The following is a 26,359-nucleotide window of genomic DNA, read 5'->3' as shown; positions in this document are numbered from 1 at the left end:
TCCATGGGCAGCGTACGCCCGGAAAGCCAAGACCGTAGTTTACTTATTTGATGAAAATAAGTTAGAAAAAGTGTATTACGGTACAAATTTTAGTCGGCTGTCTTAACCTCAGGGGCTCTTATGACGATATCGCCAGTTGCCAGCAATGAAATTACCGATGCCGTGACGGCAACCAACACCAAGCCTTCAGGCAACACGCCTGCCGACGCACTCGGGACCATTTATCAGGCTGTGGCACATGCCCTGGCCAACGCCGTACAAAGCGCCGTCAATGCCCAGCAGCAGAGTTACATTCTGGCGCAATCGGCAACAATGCAAGCAACAATGCTTCTGCTGCCGATGGGCAACCCGAATGGTTCGATGCCGTTAGATGGAGACAAGGCATCCGCCGTAGCGAATGCGCTCGCGGCAACAGCTGCGCCTGATGCTACGATGGGTACCATCGCGCAAGCGGTCGAATCGGCAAGCAAGCTCGGATTGGAGAGCGCTGGCTCATGGTCTGAAGCGGTACGGATCATAATGAGCACAGTAGCCATCGCCTTACGCGAATTGCAGATGGCCTCTCAGGATTACAACATGGCGATGGTGAAGCAGGCAGCCATAGCGGCTGCGTTGACAGCCATGATCAAGGCACCCGATCAACTTGAGCAATATCAGAAAATTCTGGGGTTGATCCAGGGGCTCTAGCGCAACGTAAGGGCAGCTCTTAGCTGACTCAAGTGACACTTGGCTGCACCTGAGCGGTGGGGCTGAGCGTGGAAAGTGTTTTGGGATAGCAAGAAACCCGCTCGAATGAGCGGGTCTCGATAGCGTCTGGCCGAGTACTGCAAGCACCTCGTCGGATGCATTGCTAATGAAAACTGCGTTCCGAGAAACCCCCGACGTGGGCTTGAATGTCCCGTCCTATCAGCAAAGATTTACATTTCGTGCAACAGATTAGTTAGTTACAGATGGATAGACTTTTCACGGAGTAGGACGGCGCAATTCGGCCAATGTGTCGCGGAAAGCAAACTGCAAGCGAAGCAGCCCCATGCTTGCTGGACCGATCAAGGTTCGCTCGCGCCTCTGATGTCTGCGACAAGGAAGGCTTATGTCACGCTGGCTATGGTTGTGCATGCTGCTGTTCGCCTCGCGCGTCTGCGCTCAAGGACAATTGCAATTCGATGCGCCATGGGGGCCTCATGCGATCGGCTTCAAGGTGGTTCATCTGGTCGATAGCAGCCGCAGCTGGGGCGATGGCCACGATCCGCTAACCGGACTCTCCGTCGCTGCCATGCACGAGCGTCCCTTGCAGGTGCTGGTTTGGTATCCCGCTAGTGCCGCCGGTAAGCCGATGGTGTACAGCGACTATCTGGCGCTGCTCGCTAGCGAAGATGGTCCCGTAAACGAATCAGCAATCATCCCGCGCGTCATCGAGGGTCAGCTCCATGGATGGGCGGGCAGTAACCCGCTTGGCGACTATCAGGCCATTGCCGCTCAATCCGTACACGCGACCTCGGCGGCGACGCCGGTCAGCGGGAGTTTTCCGCTGGTCATCTATGTTCCCAGCGACAGCAATGCCGCCTTCGAAGATGATGTGCTGTGCGAGTGCGTTGCCAGTCATGGTCTCGGCAAAGCTCACTGATTGAGGCACACGCCACGGCAGTCAACTATCCGAAGGCTTTACAACGAGAGCTTGGGCAGCCAGGAAATGGGTAGAAGAGTATCTGGAATCAGGGTGATCCGATCCGATGACGGCTTTAATGTTGTCATTCGACCGTCACAGCGATGGGTTTCCATCGCTGTGACGGTCGCTTGGCTGACATTGATCACAGCACAAATTCCAACGCCAGGCCATGAAGTGAAATCGTCGTCAGCCATGGGTTTATTTTTCATGCTGAATTTCTTGGGTGGAGGCGTATATATAGTCTGGCAGCTAGTTGCCAAGGAAATGCTCTTTCTGCGCCCTGAAGTTGTTGTTGTGCAGAAGATGCTGGGGCCGCTCAAGCTCGGCGATGTCAAAAAAGTACAACGTGAATCTATTACAGATGTCGTCGTCAAAGAACATCGCTTTAGGGCGAAGTCCAGAGACTATGTAAAAAGAAGGGTTGTCTTGGAAACGGATACGGGCGATGTTGAATTGTCCATGAGGGTTTCGAGTGAGGATGGAGAGGCGCTGCGAAAGATCATCTTGGAGATATCGTGAGTCTCAGTGATCGTATGGCTAGCGAATCCCGTTTGAGCGGCATGGTATTGGAAAAAGCGGCGATGCAGTCAGTGAGGCCAAAGCATCGGCTATGAGCGCGCGCGGGACATCCCGGCTGGCAGCCTTTTTGAACACTGTTTGGATTAGAGATGAGCTCAACATCGCATCGCGTAATCGCGACTCGGCAACTGACTTACAAGGTCAAGGGTGATTCGACACTAAAAGATGTCACAGTTTGTATCAGTGAGCCATATTTGGTATCCGAAAGTTCGGTCATCGCGAGCTGCATCTTGAGTTTCCATGGTCTCCCGGAAAGGGAGCACGAAATAACAGGCGGCGACAGTTTGCAGGCCTTGGAGCTCGCGATTGGCGCGGTGGAGAGCCACCTTCGCAGATTCAGCAAGAAGTATGATTTCTACCTGGACGGTGACCCCTATTTCGATGATTGACGAGAAGGCTCCCGTCGTCACCAGCCCTGTTGAGGAGCTCATCTGTTTGGCGATAGCCGGCTGCAATTAGTTCTTCACGGGGGAGGCTGGGCTCATTGGAACATCGGGTCTGGCCGGTTTTGATGAAACCGCTCCCATCTGTTCAGGCGGCTACGCGGTTCGCAACCTGTTGCCTCCCAATTCGTAGACAGACGAACATCGCTTTGAACGCCCCGAGCGAAAACCCGCATTCACCCTTAGCCACTCCGCGCGGCCAGGGAAACCACCAGGCATGAGCTATCGCAACATCCAGGGTATGCGTGCGATCGCTGCGCTGTTGGTCATCTCGTGCCATAGCTTCCAGAGCCTCGCGCCCATGCGCACACACTGGGCCAAGTCATTCTTCCTGGCCGTCGGGCCGGTGGGCGTCGATATATTCTTCGTGATCTCGGGCTTCATCATCTATCAGGTGATGCAACGGTCGATCGCCAGCATGGATACGGTGGGGAAGGGGCGGGCGGTCTACGCGTTCGCGATGAAGCGGATCATTCGCATCTACCCGCTCTACTGGATCGTTTTCGGCACGTCGTGCCTGGCTATGGTGTGGGCGTCGCCCGAGGTGCGGTTGCCAGGGCCGCTGTTTCAGTTGCTCACGCTTATCGACAACTTGCCGAACGTCTACGTGTCCGTCGCCTGGACACTGACCTTTGAAGTCTACTTCTACACGGTGATGGCCTTGAGCCTGCTTCTGTTCGCGAGGCGGGCCATGGCAGGGGTAACGATCTGGTTTGCTGTGGTCGGAGGCGCGACCCTGTTGGGTTTGTGGTTCCCCTGGGACAAGCCGTTGGACTTCGTGTTCGGCCCTCTCGTGCTGGAGTTCCTGTTGGGTATTGCCGTGGCCATGTTCATCGAGCGCGGCTTTCACCGATTCCATGGCGCGCTACCGGTGGGCGCTTTCATCTGGATGGTTATCGGCACGTTATTCGTCAAGCCCGGCACATTCGACGTCTACGTGATCCGATGGGGTATGCCGGTGGCGATCTACCGCACGTTTGCCCTTCACGTGGTGTGTTGGGGGATACCGGCCGCGATCTTGATCTATGGGATCGTCGTGCTTGAAATTCGTCAACGATGGATCATGCCGCGTGTGCTGCAGTATCTTGGCAACGCGTCATTCTCCATCTACTTGTGGCACGTCGTGGTGTTCAATGTCGTGGCGGGAGTGTTTGCACGCCTCGGCTGGGTAGGCGTGCTGAGTTCGACCGGGCTTACCGCGCTCATGATCGCCATCGCTCTGGGTGTTGCTTTGCTCAGCTCCCATTTTTTGGAAAAGCCATCGCTGAGAATGCTGGGCCAATGGTTTCTGGGGAGAGGTGTTTCGTCCCATTTGCTGGAAACCGAGGCTATGCGCGGTAGCGCTTTGAAGAAGGGTTAGAACATCGTTCTGCTTCTAAAAATGTTCTGCACCTGCGGCGCGATCTTTTGAAACTGCAGCTCGATAGGTGGCCGCGCCGTGTGCGCGGCCACCTCCGTTCTACTTACTTACTCTCGGGAACGAGATTGGCCAGCTTGCCTTTCTTGTCGAACTGGCAGGTGAAATTCTTCTTGCCGTCCATGCCGGCGTCGGCGACACCAGCAATCGAATAGCCGGCGTCAGCGGCCTGAATCGGCTGGAGTTGGATGTAGTCGTTCTTCACGTCGAATTTTTTCGCTGCGGCATCCAGGCAGTGGGTCGTCAGCTTGCCAGGATCGGGCCGATCGGAAGCGAGGGCGTGCGAGGCCATGACAAGCCCAAGGGAGGCAGCAAGGAACAGGGCAGAGTTGCGCATGGGTTTATCTCCGTACGAGGCACGAGGCCGGGATCATTGCCAGCGCGAGTGTGCCCTTCGATTCCTTGCGGCAGGATGAATCACGTGCATAGGGCGTTTCACGCGCCTGGATCGGATAACTTCAAGCCACGAAACAGCGCTTTATGGGCTTCTAGGCCTTCATCATGTCGATGAGGGCTCTCAATCCCGCAGATTGGTGCTTTCGACTGGGGAAATAGAGAAAGAGATTTTCCTCGGTACCGCACCAGTCTTCGAGACAGTATTGAAGTCTGCCATCGGCGATATAGGGCGCGGCGCGATCTTCCCAGACATAAGCGAGGCCGACGCCACGCGCTGCGGCGGCCACCATCAATTCCTGGCTATCGACGGTGAGCGGACCGTCGACTTCCACCCGGACGGATTCACTTCCCTTGGTGAATTCCCAATGAAAAATAGCTCCACTAGGAAAGGCATAGCGAATGCATGCGTGCTCCTGCAAATCGTGCGGAGTAACCGGTGCCGGTTTTCTCTGGAAGTAGCTTGGCGATCCCACCACGGTAAATCGAAACGTCGATGTGATACGAACGGCGATCATGTCCTGGGAAAGCGTTTCGCCAAGACGTATACCTGCATCAAACCCTCCCTCTACGATATCCACCAGCGAGTCGGTCGCGACAACCTCTAGCTTCAACCCCGGGTTATTTGCCAATAGCGTCGGTATGACATCGGCAAGTATGTAGAGCGCGAGCGAGCTGGGAACATTCAGGCGAATCGTTCCAAAGGGTGTGGCCCGGAAGGAATTCAACTGATCTACGGCTGCGCGCATATCCGTCAATGCGGGTTCGAGCCGGGAGAAAAGCATCTCGCCCGCTTCGGTGAGCGAAACGCTGCGCGTTGTGCGATGAAAAAGACGCACGCCCACACGTGATTCGAGGTTTCGAATCGAGTGGCTGATGGCGGACGCCGATGTTCCTCGCGCCGTCGCTGCCTGACGAAAACTTCGATGCCTGGCAACGGCTGCGAAGACGGCGAGCTCGCTTAGCTCGGTGTTTTCCATTAGTGAATACAGCTCATCATAGTAAGAAATATTGCTTACTTTATCGCAGCAATTCAAGTCACCAGAATGGCGGCCAAGGACAGAAGCCTGGTTGATCCCGGCTCGGTTCTTTGACATCAACCCTTTGATTCTGGAGATAAACCATGAACGCATCCATCGCAAACAAAACCCTCTCGGGAAAGGTCGCCTTGGTTACCGGGGCCAGTTCTGGAATCGGTCGGGCCGCAGCCATCGAACTGGCGCGCCGCGGCGCCAAAGTTATCGTGAGCGCCCGCCGCCAATCCGAAATCGACGCCCTGGCCGAGGAGATCAAGCGCGAAGGACATGAAGCCACCGCGGTGGTGGCCGACATCAACGTGGAGCAGGACGTGATCGACCTGGTCGCCAGGACCATTCGGTCTTACGGCCGCATCGATATCGCTTTCAACAATGCAGGCACCGAAGGCGAATTCACGCCTTTCGTCGAGCAGTCCAATGAGGTTTACGACACCATCTTCAACGCCAATGTGCGTGGTGTGTTCTGGTCGATGAAGCATGAAGCCAAGGCCATGCTGGCGCAGGGCGGCGGCGTCATTATCAACAACGCCTCGATGGGCGGTGTGATTGGTTTTGCCAACGCCGGTCTCTACATCGCCAGCAAACACGCGGTGCTCGGCTTGACCAAGACCGCGTCGATCGAGTTGTTCAAGCAAGGTATCCGCGTGAATGCGGTAAACCCGGGCATCATCGACACCCCATTCCAGGATCGCATCTGGCCAAGCGCGGAAGCGAAGGATGCGTTTGCTGCGTCGACCGTACCTGGTCGCGCCGGCTCTCCTGCGGAAGTGGCCAACGTCGTTGCGTTCCTTGCATCCGATGACGCTTCATTTGTTTCTGGGCATGGGCTGCTTGTTGATGGCGGCTACTCGATCGCCTGATTTGTCGTAGCAGTCAGGGCATCTTGTTGAGCATGTTCATAACCATCGGCGAGTGCGTTTTTTATAGTTTACGAACGCCTCGCCGAACGTTTGTTCAAGCTGTACTTCCTCGCGCCTGATGAAACGGTCTATCAAGGGAAGATGCAGCGCCGTGATGACCAAGGCCATGACGGAGCCAAGGACCAACGCTGCTCCAACGAACATGAATACATTACCGCCTAGATAAAGCGGATTCCGGGAAAACCGGTAGGGACCGGTGGTGATGAGCGTCGCTTGAGGCTCAAGCGAAACCACACGCAAGCCGTGCTGGTAAAAATGGATCGCAGCCCAGGTGCGTACGAAGAACCCCAGGGCCAGGAGAACACAGCCTGCAATGCACGTAGCTGTCGAGGAGAAAGAGGCTATGCCAAAGAGCCCATCCGCACCCCTGCCAAGGTAGGCAACCAGGAACGACACCAGCAGGACGCCGATGTTGTGCAGAATGCTTTTGGCGATAACGGTGATCATCGCGCCCTTTTGTACGCCCAAAACAAACGGGTCAGATCAAACTCAATGACAGACCGTAGAGCCGTCATTAGCCACCATGCACCACTGATTTTTGGCGGCGTTGTACGTCGTGTTTATGCCGCGCTCCAGCCTGAGAGGATCCTTTTCCCGCATCTCTTGCCAGTGCGCTGCGCGATAGCGCTCTCCCTCGGCATCCTGTTTCTGCAGCACTGCCTGGAATTGCTGCGCCAACACTTGATCGTGGTTTTGCACAGCCGCTGCGCGCGCACGTTGAGCCGCGGCCTCATTGGTTACTTCCTGTTGGTGTTCTTCCTGCTCGCGCTTGCGCCTGGCTTCAATGCGTTCTTGCAGCAGAGCGTCAGCACCATTTGCAGCGGCGAAGGATCTGGCTTCATCCAGATGGCCGGTTTCGAGCAATCCATTGAGGGCATTGGAGATACGTTCCTGTTTCGCTTTGGCGGCTTCTGACGCCGTCTCCTTGTGCAACAGGGTCGCTTGCTGCCCAGGGCAGGGCGCATCCCCATACGAAACCGTTCCGTTCTTGCCGGTGCACTTGTAGATATCCGTCGCGCACGCATTCGAGGCCATCAAGGCCAAAAGAACGAGAGACCAAAACCTGGCTTGCATGCGCATCCCCCAATACGTGCAGTGATAAGAAGTCTAGCAAGCAATCCGGAGCCACAGCGCGGATGCCCAGGCGGGCCGTGACATCTCGCCATGGCGTGCGCTTTGTCCACCTGGCGAGGGCGTGGCATGATGTCTGGACCTGGGTCCAGAGTTGGCCCGTTCGGGGATGTCGTGACCCATAAGCGGGCTCAACACGCTCTAGTGAAATGGCTGGCCTTCACAGCGCTGGTCCTGATCGTTTTTGCGCCCACCGTTTCCCGTACCTTGGTGGCGTGGTCGCAGGGCCATGAGGCCGCTGGCCTGGTCAGCGACTGTCCCGAGCACGCGGTTCATGCGCATCACTCTGGCGAGCCCGAGCATCCCGGTTTGCCAGACGGCGATGCCTGCGGTTACTGCACCCTTATGGGTCACAGTCCACCCCTGGCGTCGGGCGTGGCATTCCTTGTCTTTCCCCTGCCGACTGCCCCCTTCTCGGTCGCCTTTCGTGGCGCTGATGCGCCTGCCCCGGAGTGGCTCGACCAACGTTCGCGCGGCCCACCGGTCGTCTGATCCCATCGCCTGAAATGCCCTGACGGCCGCGTTGACCTCTTTCGGAGGTTTCGGCGTTGCATGCCGTTCGTTTTTCATCTGGCTTCCGGATTTGATGATCATGTTTGACCCCCGCACGCGCTACGCCCCTGCGCTGATATTGATTGGTCTTGCCGCTCCTCTTTCGCTACACGCGTGCAAGGTGTCCCCGCGACAGCCTCATCTCATGAGAGTCGATGCGCTTCGGAGGGGATCATGAACGCTCCGGCTCCTGGTGCCATGCGCCCTTCATCGAGTGCGTACCGCTTGCTGTGGCGTTGGCATTTCTATGCCGGTCTCTTCTGTTTGCCCTTCGTGCTGTGGCTGGCCTGCACGGGGCTCATCTATCTGTTCAAACCCCAGATTGAGCCTTTGTTGGAACAGCGCTATGCCCAGGTGGCCGGCGCATCTGCGCAACCGGCGTCGGCTCAGGTCGCCGCGGCGCTGGCAGCGGCCCCAGGCACCGTGCTCAATGCTTACCAGGTGCCCAACTCCTCGACGGCCGCCGCGCAGGTGCTGCTCGGTCGAGGCAGCGAGATCATCCGCGTCTACGTGGATCCGGCCTCGTTGCGTGTGCTGCATGTGGTGAGCGAGAACGACCGATTCATGCGGGTGATCTTCTATCTGCATGGCGAACTGATGCTCGGCAGCGCCGGGTCCATGGTTGTGGAGCTGGCTGCCTCCTGGACGATCCTGATGTTGCTCACCGGTCTTTATCTCTGGTGGCCGCGTGGTCGGAGGCTGGCAGGGGTGCTCTATCCACGGTTGAACCAGCACGATCGGGTGTTTTGGCGCGACCTGCATGCTGTCACCGCCGTGTGGGTGTCCCTGTTGGCGCTGTTCCTGCTGGTGTCGGGCTTGCCGTGGGCGAAATCCTGGGGTGGTCTGCTACGGGATGCGCGCCAGAGCTGGACACATGCTCACGTGGTGCAGGACTGGACGATCGGCAGCGCCGACGCACGAGCGCAAGCTACTGCCGAGAACACGCCACCCGATGACGAACACGCCATGCATCATGGAATGGCAGGCATGGAACACATGCATGCAGCCCCGGTAGATCTGGCCGTCCTGGATCGGGTGTTGCCGACGGTACTTGCACAGCATATCGCCGCGCCGGTGCTGATAGCGCCACCCTCGATGAAGAAGACGCAATGGTCCGCACGCTCCGATGCTGCCGATCGATCGCAACGCGCCGACCTGACATTGGATCCAGTATCCGGTCTGGTCATCCGCCGCGTAGATTTTGCCCAACGTCCGTTATTGGATCGCTTGATTGGTTATGGGGTGGCCGTCCATGAGGGCGCGCTGTTCCCGCCACTCAATCAGGTCCTCAGTGCATTCACGGCATTGGGGTTGATTACGACATGCCTTAGCGCCGTGGTGATGTGGTGGCGCCGCCGTCCTCATGGCGTGCTTGGCGCTCCGCCGGTGCATGCGGATGCTCGACATCCTCGGGTGTTCGTCGCGCTTTTGGTGCTGCTGGGAATCTTCCTACCCTTATTGGGTGTCTCGATGCTGACCGTGTTGATTGTCGAACGGGTGGCGTTGCGGCACTGGTCTGGAGCGCGGCACTTTCTGGGCTTGGCCTCCACCGAAGGTGGATCGTCGTAGCGCTCGTCTCGCTCAAACGTCAGAACTTGTGCTTACTCAACTGATCGCCGCGATAAACATAGAGCTCATAGGAGCGCTTTTTGAAGGTGCGCACCTCTTCGACCACGACGCGATCGGCACTTTCCATCCAGACCAGGGTCATCCACCAACGAGGGCTGTGAACCTCTTCATACAGTGATCTTCATGCAGAAATTCTGTTCCTAAATGGCTCGAATCAATGAAGAGGCTTCACCAACCGGACCCGTGGTCGTAAGTCGACCGGTTGTCTGGATGAATGGAAAAATCGCCGTAGCAAAGTCGCCTAAGTATCGAAGCCGGGCGCAGATGCCAACTCGCCCAGCTAAGCGGCGTATCGCCATTCATGTCCTTGGCATCGATGGAGGCGCCGGCTTTCAGAAGAAGCTCTATAGCCTCTTCGGTTCCAAAAGTGCCCGCACGATGCAATGGGGTTTCGCCTTTTGTCCTGCAATCCCGCATGAAGCTACCCGTTTCGACATTGGGCTGGGTCGCACAGTTCGGATTTGCACCATTCGCTAACAGCACCTTGAGCACCAAGTCGTATTTCGGGCGATTCGCTTTGCACAGACAGACATGCAGCGGTGTCTCTCTGGTTTCGGCATTCGTCTGATTCACATTTGCGCCGTTCTCGATCAGGAACTGGCACAGTTGCCAATGCCCGTTGAATACGGCGTCGCCAAGGCTAAGGTTCGGACCAAGGGATTCCAGCGACTCGCCCTGGGCAAGCAGGAAGCGAATGGCGCTGACATCGCTATAGTAGGCACACCACCGGATGAGCGGCACTCCGTTGCTGTCCGTCGAGTTTGCGGGGTGCTCTCCGGCGACGTACTCGAACACGAGATCCGTGCGCCCTTCCGCAATACGCTCCAGCGTGTCGTTATGCATGATCCCCTCCTTTTCTTACGCAGCTAGCCACGGACCCATAATTTGTCCGATTTTGGTACCCAAATCTTGTCCCCTACTAGCCTAGTAGGACAGAAATTGGGTCCCGCAAGGAGGCATATTTGTGCAGAAGTCCTACTGGTGGCTGTATCTGGATGGGCAAGACAGTTTCATCGCAAGCGAAGCGTAGCTTCACGTTCTAGCCTACGGAGGAATTTGCGTGCGCCACACCTCCCTAATTTGCGCGAATAGTCAAAGGCTTGGGTTGGTAGCGGGCTACCTCGCTGGCCCTTCTCGTTAGCTGCTCCAGCAGGTTATGCAGTTCAAGGATAGTTACAAAGGGATCAGGCGAGTCGCGAATGTTCAATCCGCTTGCTCTCGATGGAGCGAGCCGAATAGTCGTGATTGGGCCGGCCGCGGTGTTCATCTCGGTCAGTCGAAGCATCGCTGCCTCAGGATTTGCGGCCATAGGTTGCCTATGCACCATCTGATTGCGTAGGTCTCCGAGCTTTCGCAACCATGAGGGGCTTTCCTTGGTGCCCAAAGCAGCAAGCAGGAGTGCGGCTATCGGCTCCTGGGTTAAAGACGATTTGGATGGCTTTTTTAGCCATCCTTCTAGCCAAACCATTCCATTCATCGACTTCGGCGCACCAAGAGTGATCGCAGCTATGTATGCGAGATGATCTCGCGCTGCGCACAGTTCTGTCACAAGAGAATGAAAATCTATGTACAAATCGAATAGAGCAATATTCGAAAAGCTAGCTCCTGGTGACCGCCCGTCTTGGAGCGCCCAAAGAAGCTGATGGTGGTGATCCTTGGCAACATCTCTTAGCCGCAACCCGGCCGCCTGCATCGATACAGACAAATATCGAGCTGCTTCCTCGTACTCAAGGTCTCCCTCAATGTGTGCTCGGTGAGAAATGGCACCCCAGCTATCAGCGCCGTTAAATTGGCCTGTGGGTGGCGCAACGCTTGGGCTCCATATTTCTGTCGGTACAGCCCCATTGCTCTTGCTGGCTTGATTAGAGCCGACGAAATGGCTGCCGCATTGGCTCGCCAATTGGCAAAGTTGTGGCCAAGACAACCCAGTTATTCCACCTACGTTACCAGCGCCACGTACAGGTATAAGTGCGAGGCCTCCGCTCTGGACAGCAAATCCTGCTAATCCTCCGGTGAAGTAAGCAGTTTCGTCTGCAAGGACGGTCCCGTCGTATCTGATGCTAAGAGCATCAAGATCATGTTTGTCTGTCGTCTGAGTCATATCGTTCTCAAAGATCAGATAACTACATTGCTGGGCTTAGGTGGCTGCCATCCGGTCACCGGACCAACATGTATATCGATGCCGTACGCAAACTGACTCTGATGGCTAGGAGCGCCTCGATAGAGGATCGCGTCTGCATCCCGGGCAAGTTCCCGATAAAGTTTGTTGTCCGTTGCGCATGAAAACAAAAGCGCCACCCTTAATCTCTCCTCTCCACTGGAAGCAATGACTACTACGTAGAGAGCTTGGTCATCAGGCTCACCGACCTCTACACTCCAGCCAACATTCCTTAGCGGCCGCACTAGATCGTCTATGCATTCCTGCTGTAGCGCCGCTTTTCGGAGACTGACCCCATTGTCGGTGGGCATGGGCGGGACCAGTTGACCATGATCGCGATAATTCTGCTGCTCTACTTGCTTGATAATCGTCTGGACCTGGGCTTGTAAGATAGCTTGTTGCCATAAAAGCCGACCATCGTCATTCATCTCCGGAAAGAATAGCGACACCTGGTTAGACTCGTCGTGCCATGACTCGATCACTCCAAGAGTTGTGAGGGCTACCACGAGTCGGGAAAAGTTCGAGGACTTCTGCCACTCCACTGACGAGCCATGCGCGAAGAGGTGACGGTTCAACCAAGTTATCCCGTCATACTCCCCGGTATGTCGGAAAAACGATTGTTTGAGCCAACGTCGGAACGTCTGGAAAATGAAAGTCCTTTCGTCTTGCACATATAAGAAGTCCTTTTCGCGGTACTCGGGCGGAACCCACATGTCACCAAAATACAATTTGGCTGCCAGTTCGCACGCCCGATCAACGATCTTGTCTACTTGTTCTAGGACAGGCTGTTGCGTGGATTCGCTTGATATACGGCTGATCGCACCCTCCATGACAGGAATAAGGGCCGCAATACTCGACGCTCTATGTCCTGCGTAAAAAGCTAGGTACGCCTCGCGAGCTAGAGGAGCAAACGCCGAGAGAGATCGAGAGCGAGGCATGATCTGGGCGACGCATACGGCTTGGAACGGCAATGTGTAGATTGTCGATGTGTGATATTCAAATTGCCGTAACGCGTCTTCTTTGGAGCGGTGCTCAAGCGCTTGAAGCAGTCTATTAGATTGTCCGCGGGGAACCCAAAGAGGCGAAAACCACTCTACCTTCTCCCACAATTTCGCAACATGGTCCAATCGCTCTTTGTTGGCTATCCATTGCGGATCATCAGTTGCGGAAATCTTTGGAAAGCAGGCGACACCTTGATCTGAAGTGAGTACGACCGAGGGGATGGGTCGAAAAAGACCGACATCTCGTTCTGAAACCTCGTAGGACTTGAGGCCCATTTGACGAGCCCAGTCGGTGACCAGCTTGCCATGAAGGCCATCCAGGCATGGAAGAGCCATGGCGCGACGCCAGAGCTCACGAAATCTCGACGCACTCTTCTCTCGCGTCATTCTTTATCCAAATATCGAGTGTGCTCGCAACGAGTCACGACCACTCCAGGCATTGTCGGCATGTTGCCAACGGCAATGAAGCAACAAGTACTTCCGGATAATGCTAGCTGGCCTAAGTGCTGGAGTGCCCATATAGCTATGGCATCAAGTGTCCGCGGGATTAGCGCTTCATTGTGCTTGTGGCAACCAGTAGCGCAGCGATGGACAGATTTTTTTGCCTATCTGATATCGCTTATCGCTTGTAATGAAGTAAGCGCATTCAAAAGTAAGTAATGCCAAGGCAACCACGAGATATTGCCACGTTCCGATGGTCCAGCTACTTAGGTGGAAGAGAAAGATGGTGAGAATCACGAGGAACAGTAGGCCGCTTGCCCATGAGCCTAACGTTGCCCAAGCCAGTTGCTTGGGGAGTCGATCTGCCTGTCTTAGATCTATCCGCCAAATCCTTCCACGAAATTTTCGTTCGCGAAGGTGACGCATGGGGCCGCAAACCGAAAAAGTGGCGGCTCGAAGCGATGGCGCCTTAAATATAAATTCGATGACCACGCCAGAATTAGGCGGCCAATGCTTGACCATCGTGGCGAGGACTTGCGAGCTGGATGGCACTAAGGGGTTCTCTGGAGTATGGCGCGTTAACGTCCACCCTTTGAGAATCACATCGTGGTTTGCCACTTTGATTTTATAAGACTCTATTTCTCCTCGGATCAGGTCGATGTACAAAGGGTGATTATCAAACACCTCATCTTCGGTGATATCTTCGATGCCCGCATTCCAGATGAAAAGCTCTGCGACGTGCCTCTCATTGGTCGGCTGAGTGACGGCCTGTTCATCCAGGCTGGCGCGGGGCTGGGGTTTTGGTTTTCGCCCAAACGCATCAGCGATAAGCTGACGGAGTCTTGGAGGAAGCCAAGTCGCTTTTTCCGCTTTCCACACCGCGTAGTGCAAGCGTTTGCCAGCTCCTTTGTCCGATCGTCGTGCCTCAGTCGCTTTCCAAATTAGCGGAATGAGAACGATCATAATTTTAACGATGTAATCGATACTGTCCTTTACTTCCATGAGATCTCCCCCCGTTTCGGTCGACTTACCGCTAATTAATTGCTGATCTTTAGACTCATCGTTCAGATGTATCGGGTATATCTTTCGAGCGCATCCACCGGCAGTCCGGAGTTTGTCTAGAAACATAGCGGGTCTTCTAGTTCATTGGCCCCGTTGCCTCAAGTGCACGTTTTGATGGCTTAGCACCAAGCTTAATTGCGAACGCCAGACCCTCGCGATCAATGCGACAGACGCGGTGTCCGTAATCGTTGTAGCTGCGTTCGATCCAGCCTTCGGCATCAAGAGACCGAAGTGCGATTTCTACATCTTTACGACCGACGTGTTCATCGGCCTGCGCTGCCATCCCGTTGATTAGAAGCTCTTCGCTAGCATCGCCATCTGTTTGCCGGAGAATCATGAGAACGATCTTCTCGACGTTGTTTGGCTGGAAGGCGCGAATCTTTCTTGCATGCCTGATTTTCAAAAACACCCATGTTGTGTTGATGATGGCGATGGCGGAAATGGTGATAATGATCCACAAAGGGACCGACACATCGGTATAGATCTTCGGGACGATTTCGCTCAGCGCGGGGACTTTTCCGGTAAGTGCCCATAGGGCGTTTGTAGCAACGCCTCCAATAGCGGCCACCACGATCGGGTTGGAAAAGATGCTCTTGATCGACATATGTTGGTTCCAGCGTTTGCACCGAAGCATCTACTGTTTACGATCAAGGGACAAGCGAGGAGGTCGCGAGGTACATCACTAAAGCGAGGCTCCAACGCTTGGCCGATGAGTATCTTTTCGGCTCGAAATATAGCTGCACGCCGCCGAAAATTAGCCAATGCAGATCTTACGTCCCACTCAAACGCCGAATGAAGTCATCAAGCATGGGCACCGCAAAAGCGTATTTTCCGTATCGGTTTTTGTACACAAGTCCAGCATCGGATAAAGAGCCAAGCATCTGGTTCACGTGGCTACTACTAAATGGTTGCTCAGTTTGCTTTGACGCCGACACGATCTCCGCCACGCTAAATTCGGAGTCAGAGCTCGGAAGTTCTGAGATAATACATAACAAGTCGCGCTGCCTGTCAGTTGCTCTGGCCCATCTTCCTGCAAAGAAATCTGTATCTAGTTTGTTTCTTATACTTATTATTGGCACGGTCGCCTTGGAGTCATTAACCCAGATATCGTAGACTTCCCTGCAAATGAACTGAACAAAATACGGGTAGCCACCAGAAAGTTTTACGATGGTTTCCACACTGCCGGTGCTTGGCTTTACGGGTGATCCTTTACAGGGCATCTGTATGGCTTGCGTGGTCTCTTCTTTAGTTAACCTGTCCAGGGTGAGCACGCGAAACATTCTTTCCGCATAGGTTCTCGCCTGAACCAATTTGGGGAAGAGGGTAGGCAATCCGGTGAGTAGAAGCATGAATCGCATTCCACTTTTTTGAATCGATTGGAATACATCCAAAAGTAGCGAGAAAGGATATTGTTCTTTAGCGGCGTGATCTGAAAGGGTCTGGGCTTCATCGTAAGCAAATATTATACCCCTCATCTTTGATGACGACACACATGACCACGCAACGTGCAGCACGGCCTTCAATTTATCGGATACAAGGCCTGGAGTTGTTTTATATCGATTTAAAAGAAAATCGTAGTCGAGCTTGTGTGTCACTTTGCCCGGTTCGGATAAAAATCCCGGGCCAGCGCTGACGACTTCCTGGTAGGTGAAGTTCGACGTTATTACCGAAAGGTCGGTGATGATGCGGGTGGCTAGGCTCTCCTCCGTCACGGAGACCGTTTCGGACAACTCTGTACCGACCCATCCCCAACCACTCTGTAATGCGACGGGCTTCAGCGAGTCCATCAACACGGTTTTCCCGACACCGCGCAGCCCGGTGAGAATAAGATTGTCGAGAATGACATCTTGTTGAAGCAGCCGCTGAAATTCTTGTTGTTCGGCAGTCCGGCCTGCCAAGTAAGGGGGCATGTGCCCTGCACCGGGGCGAAACGGGTTAGTGAAGTTAGCGACCATACTATTAGACCAGTGACTAAATTTAGCGTGGAAGCTAACACGAAGTTATCCGGTCAACAAGCAAGCTCAGCAGCGACTGGGTCACGAACCCGTGCCGTGATGACGTCATCTCGAAGCCACCCGGGTAGCTCAACCTGAAAACGGCGTCTGATGATGGTCGGAGCTAGACAAAATGAGCAATTTGGTTGACCAACTTGGTACATTTTGGTCTTGTAAATCAACAACTTGCTTGTTTTTCTGATCGCCTTGGATATATGCTCGGTCGTAACCGAACCAAGCTGGAACGAACCTATGGCCGTCCAGATGAATCCTAGTGAGGTAGTGAAGCGGAACTATGCTCAGAAGCTGGAGCTGGATCTCGTTGAGCGTCACGGGACTCTCATCGGAGGAGATGAGCTGAGGAAGCTCCTGTGTTACCCGACCGTTGAGGCGTTCCGCCAAGCGGTCCGCCGAGGCACCGCCCCTGTGCCTATCTTCCCGCTGAAGCATCGCCGCGGACACTACGCCATCGCGAAGGACATAGCGCTCTGGTTAACAGAGTGTCGAGAGCATGCGTTCCAGGGTACAAGCCGGATTGAAATGTGAGCTTCGTAGCGTGGGCTTAGCTTTAGCACGCCTGCACGCTGTATTGGTCTTTGATTGTGACGATGACTGAGGGAGGTAGATCCGTGAAGTCGTGATCGCGCAAAAAAGGTATCAGCAGAAAACACAAAAGCCCGGCGGCAACCGGGCTTTGTGTACTAAGGATGTCAAGTTCGCTCCTGACACCTGAAGTATCTGCTTGCCCAAATGCCACGTCAAGTAGCCGCTCGTGCGACCGCACGGTCGGTGCGCGGTCGCGTCCTGGCGGACACGACGTATGGCTATTCCTAATGATCTGTTCGATCGATACCTAGCTTCCGGCCTCACCAAGACCGGACAGGCCTACATTGAGGCGGTGCGGGCTATGCCGCCCGCCCGTCGCGTGGGCGGGTCACGGTTCTTATCCGTCGCCTGTCGATTTCCATCGACCAAGATGGGCTGCACGATCCAGGCGGAAAGCCGGACAGGCGAGTACCCATTTCTCCTTACGCTAGAGCTTGATGATGATGTCATCGAGTACTACGACCAGCCGCAACCGATACAAGTTGTACGCAACAGAGCCGGACGGCGGCATGTCAGCGCGTACACGGCAGATTTTTTGATCCTCCGGCACGACTATCCGGAAGTCGTCGAAGTGAAGCCGTACGACACGATCAAAAAGAACCGGGAGAAGCACCCCGATGATTGGGTGTGGCGAAATGACTGCTGGGTCAACATGCCTGTGGCTTCGCAATTTGGGCGGCTTGGCATTGCCTATCGCATTCACCCGGTGGAGGACATCGGGCAGATAGAGGCCGCAAACCTAAATTTGCTTGTGGCTGCAAGTGGATTGAGTGCACTTCCAAATGAAGACACCCTCATAAAGCGACTAGGTCGACTGGTTCATGAGAATGCGATAGCGACTGTGCGAAGCATTGTTGATGACCTAGCTTTGGAGGACGCGACGCCTATCTTGCGATGGATAGTGGAACGAAAAATCTTTGCGGCGACGTCACTGCAGCTTCTGGCTGACCCGAGAAACGCGCGTATTTTCCGTAGCGAGCAGGCCATGCTTCGGTTTGCAGATGCTAAGGAGCATGAGCCATATCGCGATCAAGATCTCGCGGAGGTTGATCTGAGAGCGTCGAGTGGTGAGCGCGAAAGTAGATCTGCGATTGATGCGCTCACTGATAAACAGATTGCAAAGGCTTCGGAGCGACACAAGGCAATACTTCCCGCCCTGAAGGGAGAGCGGCCACCTACGAGAAATGAACGAAGGTTACTTCAAAGAATGAAGGTCTCAGAGGCATCAGGTGCAGGCGTACTCCCTGGCCTGGTTCCGCTAAATCATAAGCAAGGAAACAGGACTCCCCGAATAACCCCTGCTCAGGAAGCCCTTATGGAGCACGCCAAGAGTCGCTATTACGCGACTCCGGCTCGTCGATCCATGCACTGGGTGTACACCGGTATTGTTTGGGGTGAAGTGCCGAGTGTCAGCTACAAGACTTTCCGAGCTTTCATTCGGAGAACCCCCAAAAGCGAGCTGGCAAGGAAACGATTTGGTCATCGTAGCTGGCTAGCGAGCCGTCCACCGGCACATCCTAACGTGAGAGCAGTGTGGCCGACGACCGCATTGGAGCTAGTGCATATCGACCACACGCCCATTGATGAAAAAGTATGGGCACAGCTCGGGGCGGCAGAGGTACTTGGTCGTCCGTGGCTAACTACCATGATCGACGGGTGGAGCGACGCAGTCATCGCGTTCTGGCTCTCATTTTCGCCGCCAAGTTGGGAATCGCTGGCCATGCTGCTTCGTGACTGCGTCAGGCGCCATGGGCATCTGCCTTTGGCTTGGATTTCAGATCAAGGACCGGAGTTTGGTGGAGAGTTCTGGGAAATGTTTAGCGCAAATCATGGCTGCACCAAGCTTGAACGTGCAGTGGCGGATGCGCGTTGCGGCTCTCAGGTAGAGCGATCATTCAATGCCATCCATCGCGACCTCATCAATCAGCTTGATGGGAACATGCAGAACGACAAAGAGTGGCGAAGCGCCACCACTTCTCATAAGTCGGAAGCCAACGCTCGCTTCGTACTGGCTCGCATTTATAGCGCGATCGAACACTATCTATTTGGTTACTACAATGAGAAGCCACATGGCAACGAGCGCTTTAGCCCGAAGCAGCGGATGGTGGCGAGTACTTCAGATTTCTCGGGATTGTTGAAGTCAGTCCAATGTGACCAAGCTTTTCTGATCGAAACGGCAGGCCGTCCCCCCAGGGCGAGCTATGTCGTCGATAGTCGGCGAGGAATTCGGGTTGGCCAAAGAATCTACTGGCATGAGGAACTATCTCAGCCTAAGTATGAAAGGAAAAGGGTCGAGGTAAGGATCGAGCCCTTCGACAGCTCGGTTCTGTACGCGCATGTCGGTGGGCGATGGATTGACTGCGTGTCAGCAAGACATGTGACCCTAAAATCTTTCGATGAGTTCGATCGTTGGGCGCAAAGCGCCATTGACTATTACGGGAGGCCTTTGGCGGCGGCGTTAAAGAGAGCGGCTGATGAGCGCTTCGTGGCCAAACAACGCCCCACCTGGGTACCAAGTGACGAACTGGCCTCGAAGAGAGATAGCCAAGCGCAAGCAATGAGTGCCTCGTCGACGGAGCCCGTGGACGTCGAGGATACAGATGCGATTTCGGATCAACCTGTCACAGCCAAGGCATCACCGGGTTTTGATCGGTTGCGATCCCTGGCGGTTGAACCCTTTCAGGACATGGCGTCATGAAAGACGATTTCGCAACCAAGTTACGCCAGTTGGTTTGGAATCACAGGAAATTTTCAGAAGCTCTGCAACTAGTGCATGCTCATGCGACGTTTTCGCCTCCTGGCTCGATGATTCTGGTCGTCGGTGCATCGGGAGTTGGCAAGACCAAGCTTCTCGAGCAACTTCCCAAGAGCCTCGCTGGACCTGTCGAAAATTGGCCCGCGGGGAATATCCCGATTGCGGCTACATCCATACGCAACGATGTTGCAGGGCTTTTCAGTTCGAAGACCTTTGTTCTCCGGCTCCTTGAGGCAGTGAAGCATCCTTTCTACGCGGCTAAAGGGGGAGTTCCGATTATTGCTGGTGACAGTCCGAGGCTGGACTTGGAAAAGATAAGGCTCGGGCATTCTGAGCCCCAGTTACGTCTCGCGCTTGAGAAGGCGATTTTTCATCGGGAGACCGCTTATTTACTGGTAGATGAAGCACAGCACTTGCTGAAGACTGGGTCAGTACGCAAAGCCATCGACAATCTTGATTCCATCAAGGGATTGGCTGAAGGAACGGGTACTGTGGTGATCCTGTTCGGAACGTACGAAATCCTCCCGCTCTGGAACCGCTCTGCTCAGCTCAATCGAAGGCTTCAAGATGTCGTCCTTGATCGCTACAGGAAGGATCAAGCCGAGGACTTAATCGATTTCGAAAGGCTCCTTGAAAGCTTCTCACAACATATCCCACTATCCGGCTCCCTGTCGCTACGTGATCTCAATGAGTTCATTTACGACTCGACAATCGGAATCATTGGGGAAATAGCCCGCCTAGTGAGAGGCGCGTATGCACAAATGCGCGCAACAGGGAGTGCGTCAATTACCAAGAAAATGCTTTTGGCCTCCGCACACTCTCCTGCGAAGCTTCAAACCTTGCAGCGCGAAGCATTCGGGGGGGAGGCGATGCTATTAGGTGAGATCGAAGTTCCCGACAGGATGTTTGAAAACAAGCGTAGATCGCCGAAGAAGGGGCGAAGAGGTCGAAGATTGCCAGTGCGCGACCCAGTTGGAGGCAACAAAAATAATAGACCGTCCAAAGACGATGATCTCTCATGACTACGTTATTTCCTCTTCCGCTTTACGGTGTTGGGTCAGGGCGTGTGGAATCGCTCGCATCGTATGTTCATCGTCTCGCTGTTGCCCACAACGTAACTATCCGGCAGCTTTTAGCGACCCTTCACGAGGCAAAGGAGCCCGGACTGCTGAACGGGTACTCCGATTTCGCATCGTCAGTAGTTGAGCGCCTCTCCGTTCTGACTGGGCGGACTGACCTACGTTGTGGCACCTTGCTTCGGCTTCGCTCTGTACTCGCCTCCAACAACAATGGCTCGGTATTTTCTACGCGAAGATGGTGTCCGGTATGCCTCGCAGATGGTGAAGATAAAGAACACGGATATGATCCACTTCTGTGGAGCGTCAGCGCGCTGGCTGTGTGTCCCGACCACGATGTCTGGCTAACTAGTCTGTGTCCCCATTGCGTATCTGCTCAACCATACGCGACGTTTGGTAGAACGAGCCGCGAGTGCTGTTTCCGATGTGGCAAGGCTCTCGGTTCGGTTGGTGAGAAGGCTGAAGTGTCGGACCAAGAGCGATGGTTTCGTAGGCAGATTTCTCTGATCCTTAAGAATGGTGAGGCTGAGCCGTATAAAGGCAATCCTTTTCACTCGTATCTTAAGGCCCGTAAGCGATGTCAGCAGGCAGGCTTCTCATACGGCCCAGAAAATCCAAGCACTCCTCCAAGCGAAATTCGACATTGGCTCAATATGCCAACCAAGAAGCCAAGCCTAGTTACGATTCTTCATTTCGCAGCCGCAGCTCAGCAGTCAGTAAGCACAATTCTGGAAGAGCCTGTGCTCGCGGCATCTCAAGGCCAATTTGCTTTGGAGGCATCCCGAGCCCAAAGATCGGCCAGACCACGCCTTGGGCGGGAGGAACGACAAAAGTTAGTGGGGTCACTTAGGGAGGCTGCTTACGCTTCACCGACACTATGTCCTCCATCAGTGGCGACGATCTGTCGCGAACATGGTGTCACGGAGAGATGTGCGCGTTACGCCTATGAAGTGCTCTCCAACAGGATTACCGCTAGGCGCTCTGCCTATAAAGCTGCCGAGCTACAGCGTGTTGCTAGGCTTGCATCGGACGCGGTTAGAAAAAAGTTATCAGAGTTACTTCCAAGCGATGTAGAAAGGATGTCGCGGAAGGCGTTTGTCAAGAGGCTAATGAGGGAGACGGGACTGCCTAGGCGGTCTATAGGGAAGGCTACGCGAGTCGCTTTGGAAGGATTGCCACACGTTAGATCTTCCTCTCTTGGGGATGGCGAATGAGTTCGCCTGAGGGGGTGCAGGAACAAAACCTCTGCAGGACCAGGGACGTAGGGAATGATTGGTTCCCCGAGCTGGCGACGATTTTTGTGGCTGCTGAGAGAAAGCTAGCGGAGTTGTCGCTTTATCGAAGACGCCTCTATCAAGAGTTGAATGCACTACAGGAATCGCCCTGCTATGAACGGGCCACCATCCATTTCAAAGCTCGTCAGTACGCATACCTGAAGCGGTGGGAAGATGGTCGGCGGAGCAAGACGTATATTGGATGCGATCCAGAGAAAATTGCGGCTGCGCAACTTGCGATCAATAGAGGGACTAGGACATATGAATTAAAGCGAGAGATTCTTAAGGCTGAAAGGGATGCGGTGCAGTTCATTGAAAAATTTGCATGCGTCGTTCGAGACTTCCAGGTATTAGAGCCGCAGCACTGGTTGTCCTCTACAAAGTAGGGATTTGGAAGCTCCACGGCGATTTTAAGAAGCCGACTTTAGATGTGGATTCTGGTAATCCGCAACACGGCTGCTCGAAACGAAGTTGGGGCAATCAAGCAGAGCCGCGTGTTGTGTCCCGTCTGCTGCGGCTTAAGTCCACTTCAATGCACTCAGTCTCACTGATCGCTTAGTTAGGCGCTCCATACCTACTAGAACTCACCACGGGAGGCGCCCCTGACCATTCCTGCTGCCGAGAACTAGCCGACCCCGATAGTATGATTGGCCCGCATTAACGGGGATATTCTCAAACGATATGCGATGGCACACAGGATTGATAGGCTAAAGCGGAGCCTTGCCTGGGTCCGGCACGAATGCGTCGATGATTTCTTTGAGCGTCGTCGCTTCGAACGTGGGAGCAGCACCACCCTCATTCACAAGTCGCTTCGGATTGAACCAGTAACTATCAATACCAAAACGATTTGCGCCCAGTACATCAGCGTCGAGCCGATCGCCCACAATGATTGTCTCCGGCTTGCTGATTTTGGAGAATTTTTCTACTGAGAACTGAAAGAATCTGCTATCTGGCTTGGCGAACCCGCAAGCTTCAGACGTCGCCACAAATTTGATCCAATCGTGTAGGCCTGCTTTCTCGATTCGTTTAGTCTGAACGTATTCGATGCCATTTGTAATGATGCCAATTTCTCCCAGGCCAGAAAGGGCTTCGCAAAGTGCTGCCGCCCCATCGATCAACACGACGGTTTCAGGAAGGCAGTCCAAGTAACGCTTGCTGGCCTCCGCAGGATCAATGTCGAGTCCATGGGAAGAAAAAATGCGTCGAAAACGTTCTACCTTCAGCGCATCTTTGGTGATTAGCCCGAGCTCGAATTCAGCCCAGAGACGGTGGTTCTCGCGTTGATAGTCAGCAAAGATTTCCGAGTTCAGTAGTTGTGCACCAAAGCTCTGAAGGGTTCTCTCGAATGAGAGGCTTTCTGATGCCCGAAAGTCCAATAGAGTGTCATCTAGGTCAACGAGGAAGTGGCGATATGTCATGTGCGTGCCTCATCAAGTGCTAGGGCGGCGCGCCCCTCAGAGGCGGCTTTGACCTACAAGGCTTGAATTGTAAGACAGCCACGGTTATCTCGAGAGAATGCCGCATAAAAAGGGTGAGCCGGAGCTCACCCTTGTGGTGTTTCTGAATTACCAACCGAGACCGACCCCGACGCCGCCGGAAGTTTCGCTGCCCGAGGCAGACCCTCCAAAGGACAAGTTCACATTGGGAGCAACACTGCGTGAGTAGCCCACAGCGATAGCATTGTGACCGGCCTGCGTGCCGATGCCTATGCCCACGCGATTTGGTGTATTGATACCTTGCGCGCTAAACGCCATCTGAGAATAAGCTGCACTCATCGCCCCTACGCGGCTGATGCGGGTATCCTGCTGCTGGAAGCGACGGTCCACCGTGGCCTGGAACTGATCCAGCCGCTGACTGACTGCGCCAACCTGCGTGTCGGTGTAGCTCTTGGCTGTGTCAATGGCTTGTTGCGTTTGCTGCGATACCTGACCCACCGTGGCTGCATCGGTCTGTGCGACGCCGTCACCAACGTTGCCGATGATGTGGCCGCCGTTGTCCGTCACCGGGCCACCATCGCTCGGCGGCGTCACCGGATCGGTAGGTGTCGGCCCCGGTGTGCCGGCGCTCTTCTCAACTTCGGTCACACGATCGCCCAAGCTGTTCACCTGATCCTGCAGGTTCCACAGCTGATCGCCATTGATCGCGTCCATGCTGCCTGGTGCGACGGTGCCTGCCATTACGTTGGTAAGCCGCGTTCCCAGGGCTCCGCCTAGAGCGATAAGCCCTTGGTCGGACCCCGCGCTATACGTCACCGCATCAAGCAGACTGCCGTCCCCACCAACAAGGCCGGCTGACTTCAGCTGACGCAGGTTCACGGCATCGGTGTCTTGGGTGCCGTCGGCGACGTTCACAATCTGGCGCTCGCTACCGGATGCACCCACCGACACTGTATTGGCTCGGTTGGCGATGCTGCTCGTGCCGAGTGCGACCGCATTGGTGGCGTCCTTGGCGACATTGGCGTTCATGCCAAGCGCGGTGGCGCCGAGTGCAGCACCGGTGGCCTTGTAGCCCAAAGCAACACCCGACCCAATAGACTGTGCGCTTCTCCCGATAGCGGTGGCTGCCGTATCATAGGTTCCCGTTGAATCGGCGATGGCGCCATAGCCAACGGCCACGTCACCAGCACCCACCGTCTTGGATCCGCCTCCTAAAGCAACCGAATGAAAAGCCTGAGTGACAGTTCCATCGCCAATGGCGACTGATCCGTAGCTCAAGGTCGATGCATTGCGGCCGATAGCGACATCGCCGCCACCACCACCAGCGGATGCGCCTTGGCCAATGGCGAGATTGTTCGCGGTCGCTACTGCCTTGGCGCCGATAGCCAAGGCACCCGTACCTGATGCCACGGCATCATCGGTCCCGTCATTTTTGCCAACGACCTTGACATAGGTGGTTGTGCTGTCAGCCAGTGCCTTAACGCTTTGCAGCTGCGAGAAATTCACCGCGTCTGTGGCCCGTGTTCCTGCCGCGACGTTAGTGATTTGGCGCTCACTGCCCGCCTTGCCCACGGAGACTGTATAGGCACGGTCAGCCAAGCTGTTGGCGCCCAGGGCAACAGCATCATCGGCGATCGCCTTACTGTTCAAGCCGATAGCGACATCGTGTAAGTTCGCTGCATTCGAGCTGTCGCCAATCGCCACACTGCTGCTGCCCTTGGCGGTTGCTCTGTAGCCGAAGGCGGTACTCCATTGGCCCAGCGCGGAAGCGGCATCGCCTACTGCAGTGCTGTAGAGTCCTCTGGCAACGGTGTTGTTGCCCAACGAGGTGCTCCCATCGCCCGATGCCTGGGCGTTGGTGCCTGCCGCCAAAGCCTTCGAACCCGTCGCCTGCGCCAGGTTGCCAACGGCCACACTGCTGGCACCAGCAGCATTGGCGCGGATACCCAGTGCCGTGCTCTTGTCGCCGTCCGCGGTGGAGAGAAAGCCCATTGCCACGGCACCATTAGCCGAGCGCGATTGGCTACCCACGGAGATACCATAATTGCCGGCGGTCGAGCCGTCCGGTGCAGTCGAAGCCTGAGCATTGTCACCGATGGCAATCGAACCGGTGCCTCGCGCTTCAGCCGAATCGCCGATGGTGACATTTTCTGTAGCGATGGCGGCACCCATGCCGAAGCTGGATAAGGCCAAGGCCAAGGCGGCGCTCTTCACGGCGCTCCTCTTCTTGCGTCCCTTTGCGAGCTCAGAAGCGACCACCCACTTGCCAGTGGTGGTGTTCCAAACGATGCGGTAAATCGAGTTCATGGATTAATTCCTTGAAAGATGGCAAACGCGTGACTTTCAATCGGCCACGCGAATCCCTCGCGAGATGCGACACAGCAAAGTAAGCGTTTGTCTGACTAGTTCCGGCCGAGCCGGCGCGTGGTTGCAACACGAATCCCCGTCATGCGAGAACATCCATGGGGATGATCAAATGCTACGGAGTCAGCAGGAATCGGCCTATAAAAGTGATACGAAAAATGAGGCTTCCCCATTTTTCAAACTATTTCGATGTTGACTTCTGAAAGCGGGTGGTTGCCGATGAGCGCAACGATCTCTCAGATGACCTTCATTGGACAGGGCATCAATACGTCGAACCGAGTGAATCTAGGCGCGGGCGCGCAGACATATTGCAAGGCTATTGCCGCGAACTACTCATGCGATGTTGCTTTCAACGTGATCTTGTCATTTGTAGTCCTGCAGCATCTACCTCGGGTAGCAAAGTTTCAGGCGATACTTCAGCATGG

Annotated in this window: 24 protein-coding genes; 11 read left to right on the top strand and 13 right to left on the bottom strand. The window is 55.0% G+C overall.

Annotated elements, in window-relative coordinates; genetic code table 11:
• Nucleotides 1-120 precede the first annotated feature (120 nt).
• The 4 genes from ACZ6WW_RS22430 (at nt 121) to ACZ6WW_RS22415 (ending at nt 4,048) form a co-directional block, all read left to right on the top strand.
• On the top strand, nt 121-687 hold the full coding sequence (locus ACZ6WW_RS22430) for a RebB family R body protein (protein WP_465276172.1): 567 nt from the start codon (nt 121-123) through the stop codon (nt 685-687).
• Between the two features lie 403 nt (nt 688-1,090).
• Complete coding sequence (locus tag ACZ6WW_RS22425) at nt 1,091-1,624, top strand: hypothetical protein (protein WP_465276171.1); 534 nt, start codon at nt 1,091-1,093, stop codon at nt 1,622-1,624.
• A gap of 93 nt (nt 1,625-1,717) precedes the next feature.
• Complete coding sequence (locus ACZ6WW_RS22420) at nt 1,718-2,185, top strand: hypothetical protein (RefSeq protein WP_465276170.1); 468 nt, start codon at nt 1,718-1,720, stop codon at nt 2,183-2,185.
• A 744-nt stretch (nt 2,186-2,929) separates the two neighbouring features.
• Nucleotides 2,930-4,048 carry an acyltransferase family protein gene (locus tag ACZ6WW_RS22415; protein WP_465276169.1) on the top strand — a complete coding sequence of 373 codons (1,119 nt, stop codon included), beginning with the start codon at nt 2,930-2,932 and terminating at the stop codon, nt 4,046-4,048.
• 103 nt (nt 4,049-4,151) lie between these two features.
• On the opposite strand, the gene ACZ6WW_RS22410 is transcribed toward ACZ6WW_RS22415, so the two are convergent.
• On the bottom strand, nt 4,152-4,442 hold the full coding sequence (locus ACZ6WW_RS22410) for a hypothetical protein (RefSeq protein ID WP_281850789.1): 291 nt from the start codon (nt 4,440-4,442) through the stop codon (nt 4,152-4,154).
• 151 nt (nt 4,443-4,593) lie between these two features.
• The gene (locus ACZ6WW_RS22405) at nt 4,594-5,631 is read right to left on the bottom strand and encodes a LysR family transcriptional regulator (RefSeq protein ID WP_465276168.1); all 1,038 of its coding nucleotides are present in this window, start codon (nt 5,629-5,631) and stop codon (nt 4,594-4,596) included.
• Between ACZ6WW_RS22405 and ACZ6WW_RS22400 the strand changes: the two genes are divergently transcribed.
• The gene (locus tag ACZ6WW_RS22400) at nt 5,622-6,395 is read left to right on the top strand and encodes an SDR family NAD(P)-dependent oxidoreductase (protein WP_465276167.1); all 774 of its coding nucleotides are present in this window, start codon (nt 5,622-5,624) and stop codon (nt 6,393-6,395) included. The genes ACZ6WW_RS22405 and ACZ6WW_RS22400 overlap by 10 nt on opposite strands.
• 36 nt (nt 6,396-6,431) lie before the next feature.
• Here the strand turns inward: ACZ6WW_RS22400 and ACZ6WW_RS22395 are convergent, their stop codons facing one another.
• Nucleotides 6,432-6,902 (bottom strand): methyltransferase family protein, encoded by a 471-nt coding sequence (locus ACZ6WW_RS22395; RefSeq protein WP_465276166.1) that lies wholly within the window; start codon nt 6,900-6,902, stop codon nt 6,432-6,434.
• A 42-nt stretch (nt 6,903-6,944) separates the two neighbouring features.
• Entirely contained in the window at nt 6,945-7,529 is a 585-nt protein-coding gene (locus tag ACZ6WW_RS22390) for a DUF4124 domain-containing protein (protein ID WP_465276165.1), read from the bottom strand.
• Nucleotides 7,530-7,619: 90 nt separating this feature from the next.
• Between ACZ6WW_RS22390 and ACZ6WW_RS22385 the strand changes: the two genes are divergently transcribed.
• Nucleotides 7,620-8,078: a DUF2946 domain-containing protein gene (locus ACZ6WW_RS22385; RefSeq protein WP_465276164.1), complete on the top strand. Its 459-nt coding sequence runs from the start codon at nt 7,620-7,622 to the stop codon at nt 8,076-8,078.
• Nucleotides 8,079-8,312: 234 nt separating this feature from the next.
• Nucleotides 8,313-9,707, top strand: a complete 1,395-nt coding sequence (locus tag ACZ6WW_RS22380; protein WP_465276163.1) for a PepSY-associated TM helix domain-containing protein — start codon at nt 8,313-8,315, stop codon at nt 9,705-9,707.
• Between the two features lie 19 nt (nt 9,708-9,726).
• Here the strand turns inward: ACZ6WW_RS22380 and ACZ6WW_RS22375 are convergent, their stop codons facing one another.
• From ACZ6WW_RS22375 to ACZ6WW_RS22345, 7 genes are all read right to left on the bottom strand, one after another.
• Complete coding sequence (locus ACZ6WW_RS22375) at nt 9,727-9,849, bottom strand: hypothetical protein (RefSeq protein ID WP_465276162.1); 123 nt, start codon at nt 9,847-9,849, stop codon at nt 9,727-9,729.
• Nucleotides 9,850-9,935: 86 nt separating this feature from the next.
• Nucleotides 9,936-10,610 (bottom strand): ankyrin repeat domain-containing protein, encoded by a 675-nt coding sequence (locus tag ACZ6WW_RS22370; protein ID WP_465276161.1) that lies wholly within the window; start codon nt 10,608-10,610, stop codon nt 9,936-9,938.
• A 232-nt stretch (nt 10,611-10,842) separates the two neighbouring features.
• Nucleotides 10,843-11,868 (bottom strand): hypothetical protein, encoded by a 1,026-nt coding sequence (locus ACZ6WW_RS22365; protein WP_465276160.1) that lies wholly within the window; start codon nt 11,866-11,868, stop codon nt 10,843-10,845.
• 14 nt (nt 11,869-11,882) lie between these two features.
• Nucleotides 11,883-13,262, bottom strand: coding sequence for a hypothetical protein (locus ACZ6WW_RS22360; RefSeq protein ID WP_465276159.1), 1,380 nt, complete (start codon nt 13,260-13,262; stop codon nt 11,883-11,885).
• A 219-nt stretch (nt 13,263-13,481) separates the two neighbouring features.
• Nucleotides 13,482-14,369: a hypothetical protein gene (locus ACZ6WW_RS22355; RefSeq protein ID WP_465276158.1), complete on the bottom strand. Its 888-nt coding sequence runs from the start codon at nt 14,367-14,369 to the stop codon at nt 13,482-13,484.
• A 136-nt stretch (nt 14,370-14,505) separates the two neighbouring features.
• On the bottom strand, nt 14,506-15,033 hold the full coding sequence (locus ACZ6WW_RS22350) for a hypothetical protein (RefSeq protein ID WP_465276157.1): 528 nt from the start codon (nt 15,031-15,033) through the stop codon (nt 14,506-14,508).
• A gap of 166 nt (nt 15,034-15,199) precedes the next feature.
• Entirely contained in the window at nt 15,200-16,339 is a 1,140-nt protein-coding gene (locus ACZ6WW_RS22345) for a P-loop NTPase family protein (RefSeq protein WP_465276156.1), read from the bottom strand.
• Nucleotides 16,340-17,243: 904 nt separating this feature from the next.
• On the opposite strand from ACZ6WW_RS22345, the gene ACZ6WW_RS22340 reads away from it, so the two are divergent.
• From ACZ6WW_RS22340 to ACZ6WW_RS22325, 4 genes are read left to right on the top strand one after another with little or no spacing between them, the layout of a single operon-like run.
• Nucleotides 17,244-19,727, top strand: a complete 2,484-nt coding sequence (locus tag ACZ6WW_RS22340) for a TnsA endonuclease N-terminal domain-containing protein (protein ID WP_465276155.1) — start codon at nt 17,244-17,246, stop codon at nt 19,725-19,727.
• The gene (locus tag ACZ6WW_RS22335; protein WP_465276154.1) at nt 19,724-20,806 is read left to right on the top strand and encodes an AAA family ATPase; all 1,083 of its coding nucleotides are present in this window, start codon (nt 19,724-19,726) and stop codon (nt 20,804-20,806) included. Before ACZ6WW_RS22340 ends, ACZ6WW_RS22335 begins: the two co-directional genes overlap by 4 nt.
• Complete coding sequence (locus ACZ6WW_RS22330; protein ID WP_465276153.1) at nt 20,803-22,074, top strand: TniQ family protein; 1,272 nt, start codon at nt 20,803-20,805, stop codon at nt 22,072-22,074. The genes ACZ6WW_RS22335 and ACZ6WW_RS22330 overlap by 4 nt, the downstream gene beginning before the upstream one ends.
• Nucleotides 22,071-22,520 (top strand): hypothetical protein, encoded by a 450-nt coding sequence (locus tag ACZ6WW_RS22325; protein WP_465276152.1) that lies wholly within the window; start codon nt 22,071-22,073, stop codon nt 22,518-22,520. The genes ACZ6WW_RS22330 and ACZ6WW_RS22325 overlap by 4 nt, the downstream gene beginning before the upstream one ends.
• A 321-nt stretch (nt 22,521-22,841) precedes the next feature.
• Here ACZ6WW_RS22325 and ACZ6WW_RS22320 read toward each other — a convergent pair whose 3' ends face one another.
• Together ACZ6WW_RS22320 and ACZ6WW_RS22315 are read right to left on the bottom strand one after the other, a co-directional pair.
• Nucleotides 22,842-23,552, bottom strand: a complete 711-nt coding sequence (locus ACZ6WW_RS22320) for a YjjG family noncanonical pyrimidine nucleotidase (protein ID WP_465276151.1) — start codon at nt 23,550-23,552, stop codon at nt 22,842-22,844.
• Between the two features lie 147 nt (nt 23,553-23,699).
• Nucleotides 23,700-25,877 (bottom strand): ESPR-type extended signal peptide-containing protein, encoded by a 2,178-nt coding sequence (locus ACZ6WW_RS22315; RefSeq protein WP_465276150.1) that lies wholly within the window; start codon nt 25,875-25,877, stop codon nt 23,700-23,702.
• Between the last annotated feature and the right edge of the window lie 482 nt (nt 25,878-26,359).

The sequence above is a fragment of the Dyella sp. NPDC103356 genome (assembly GCF_055584465.1).
This window is presented reverse-complemented; position numbering and strand designations above follow the sequence as displayed.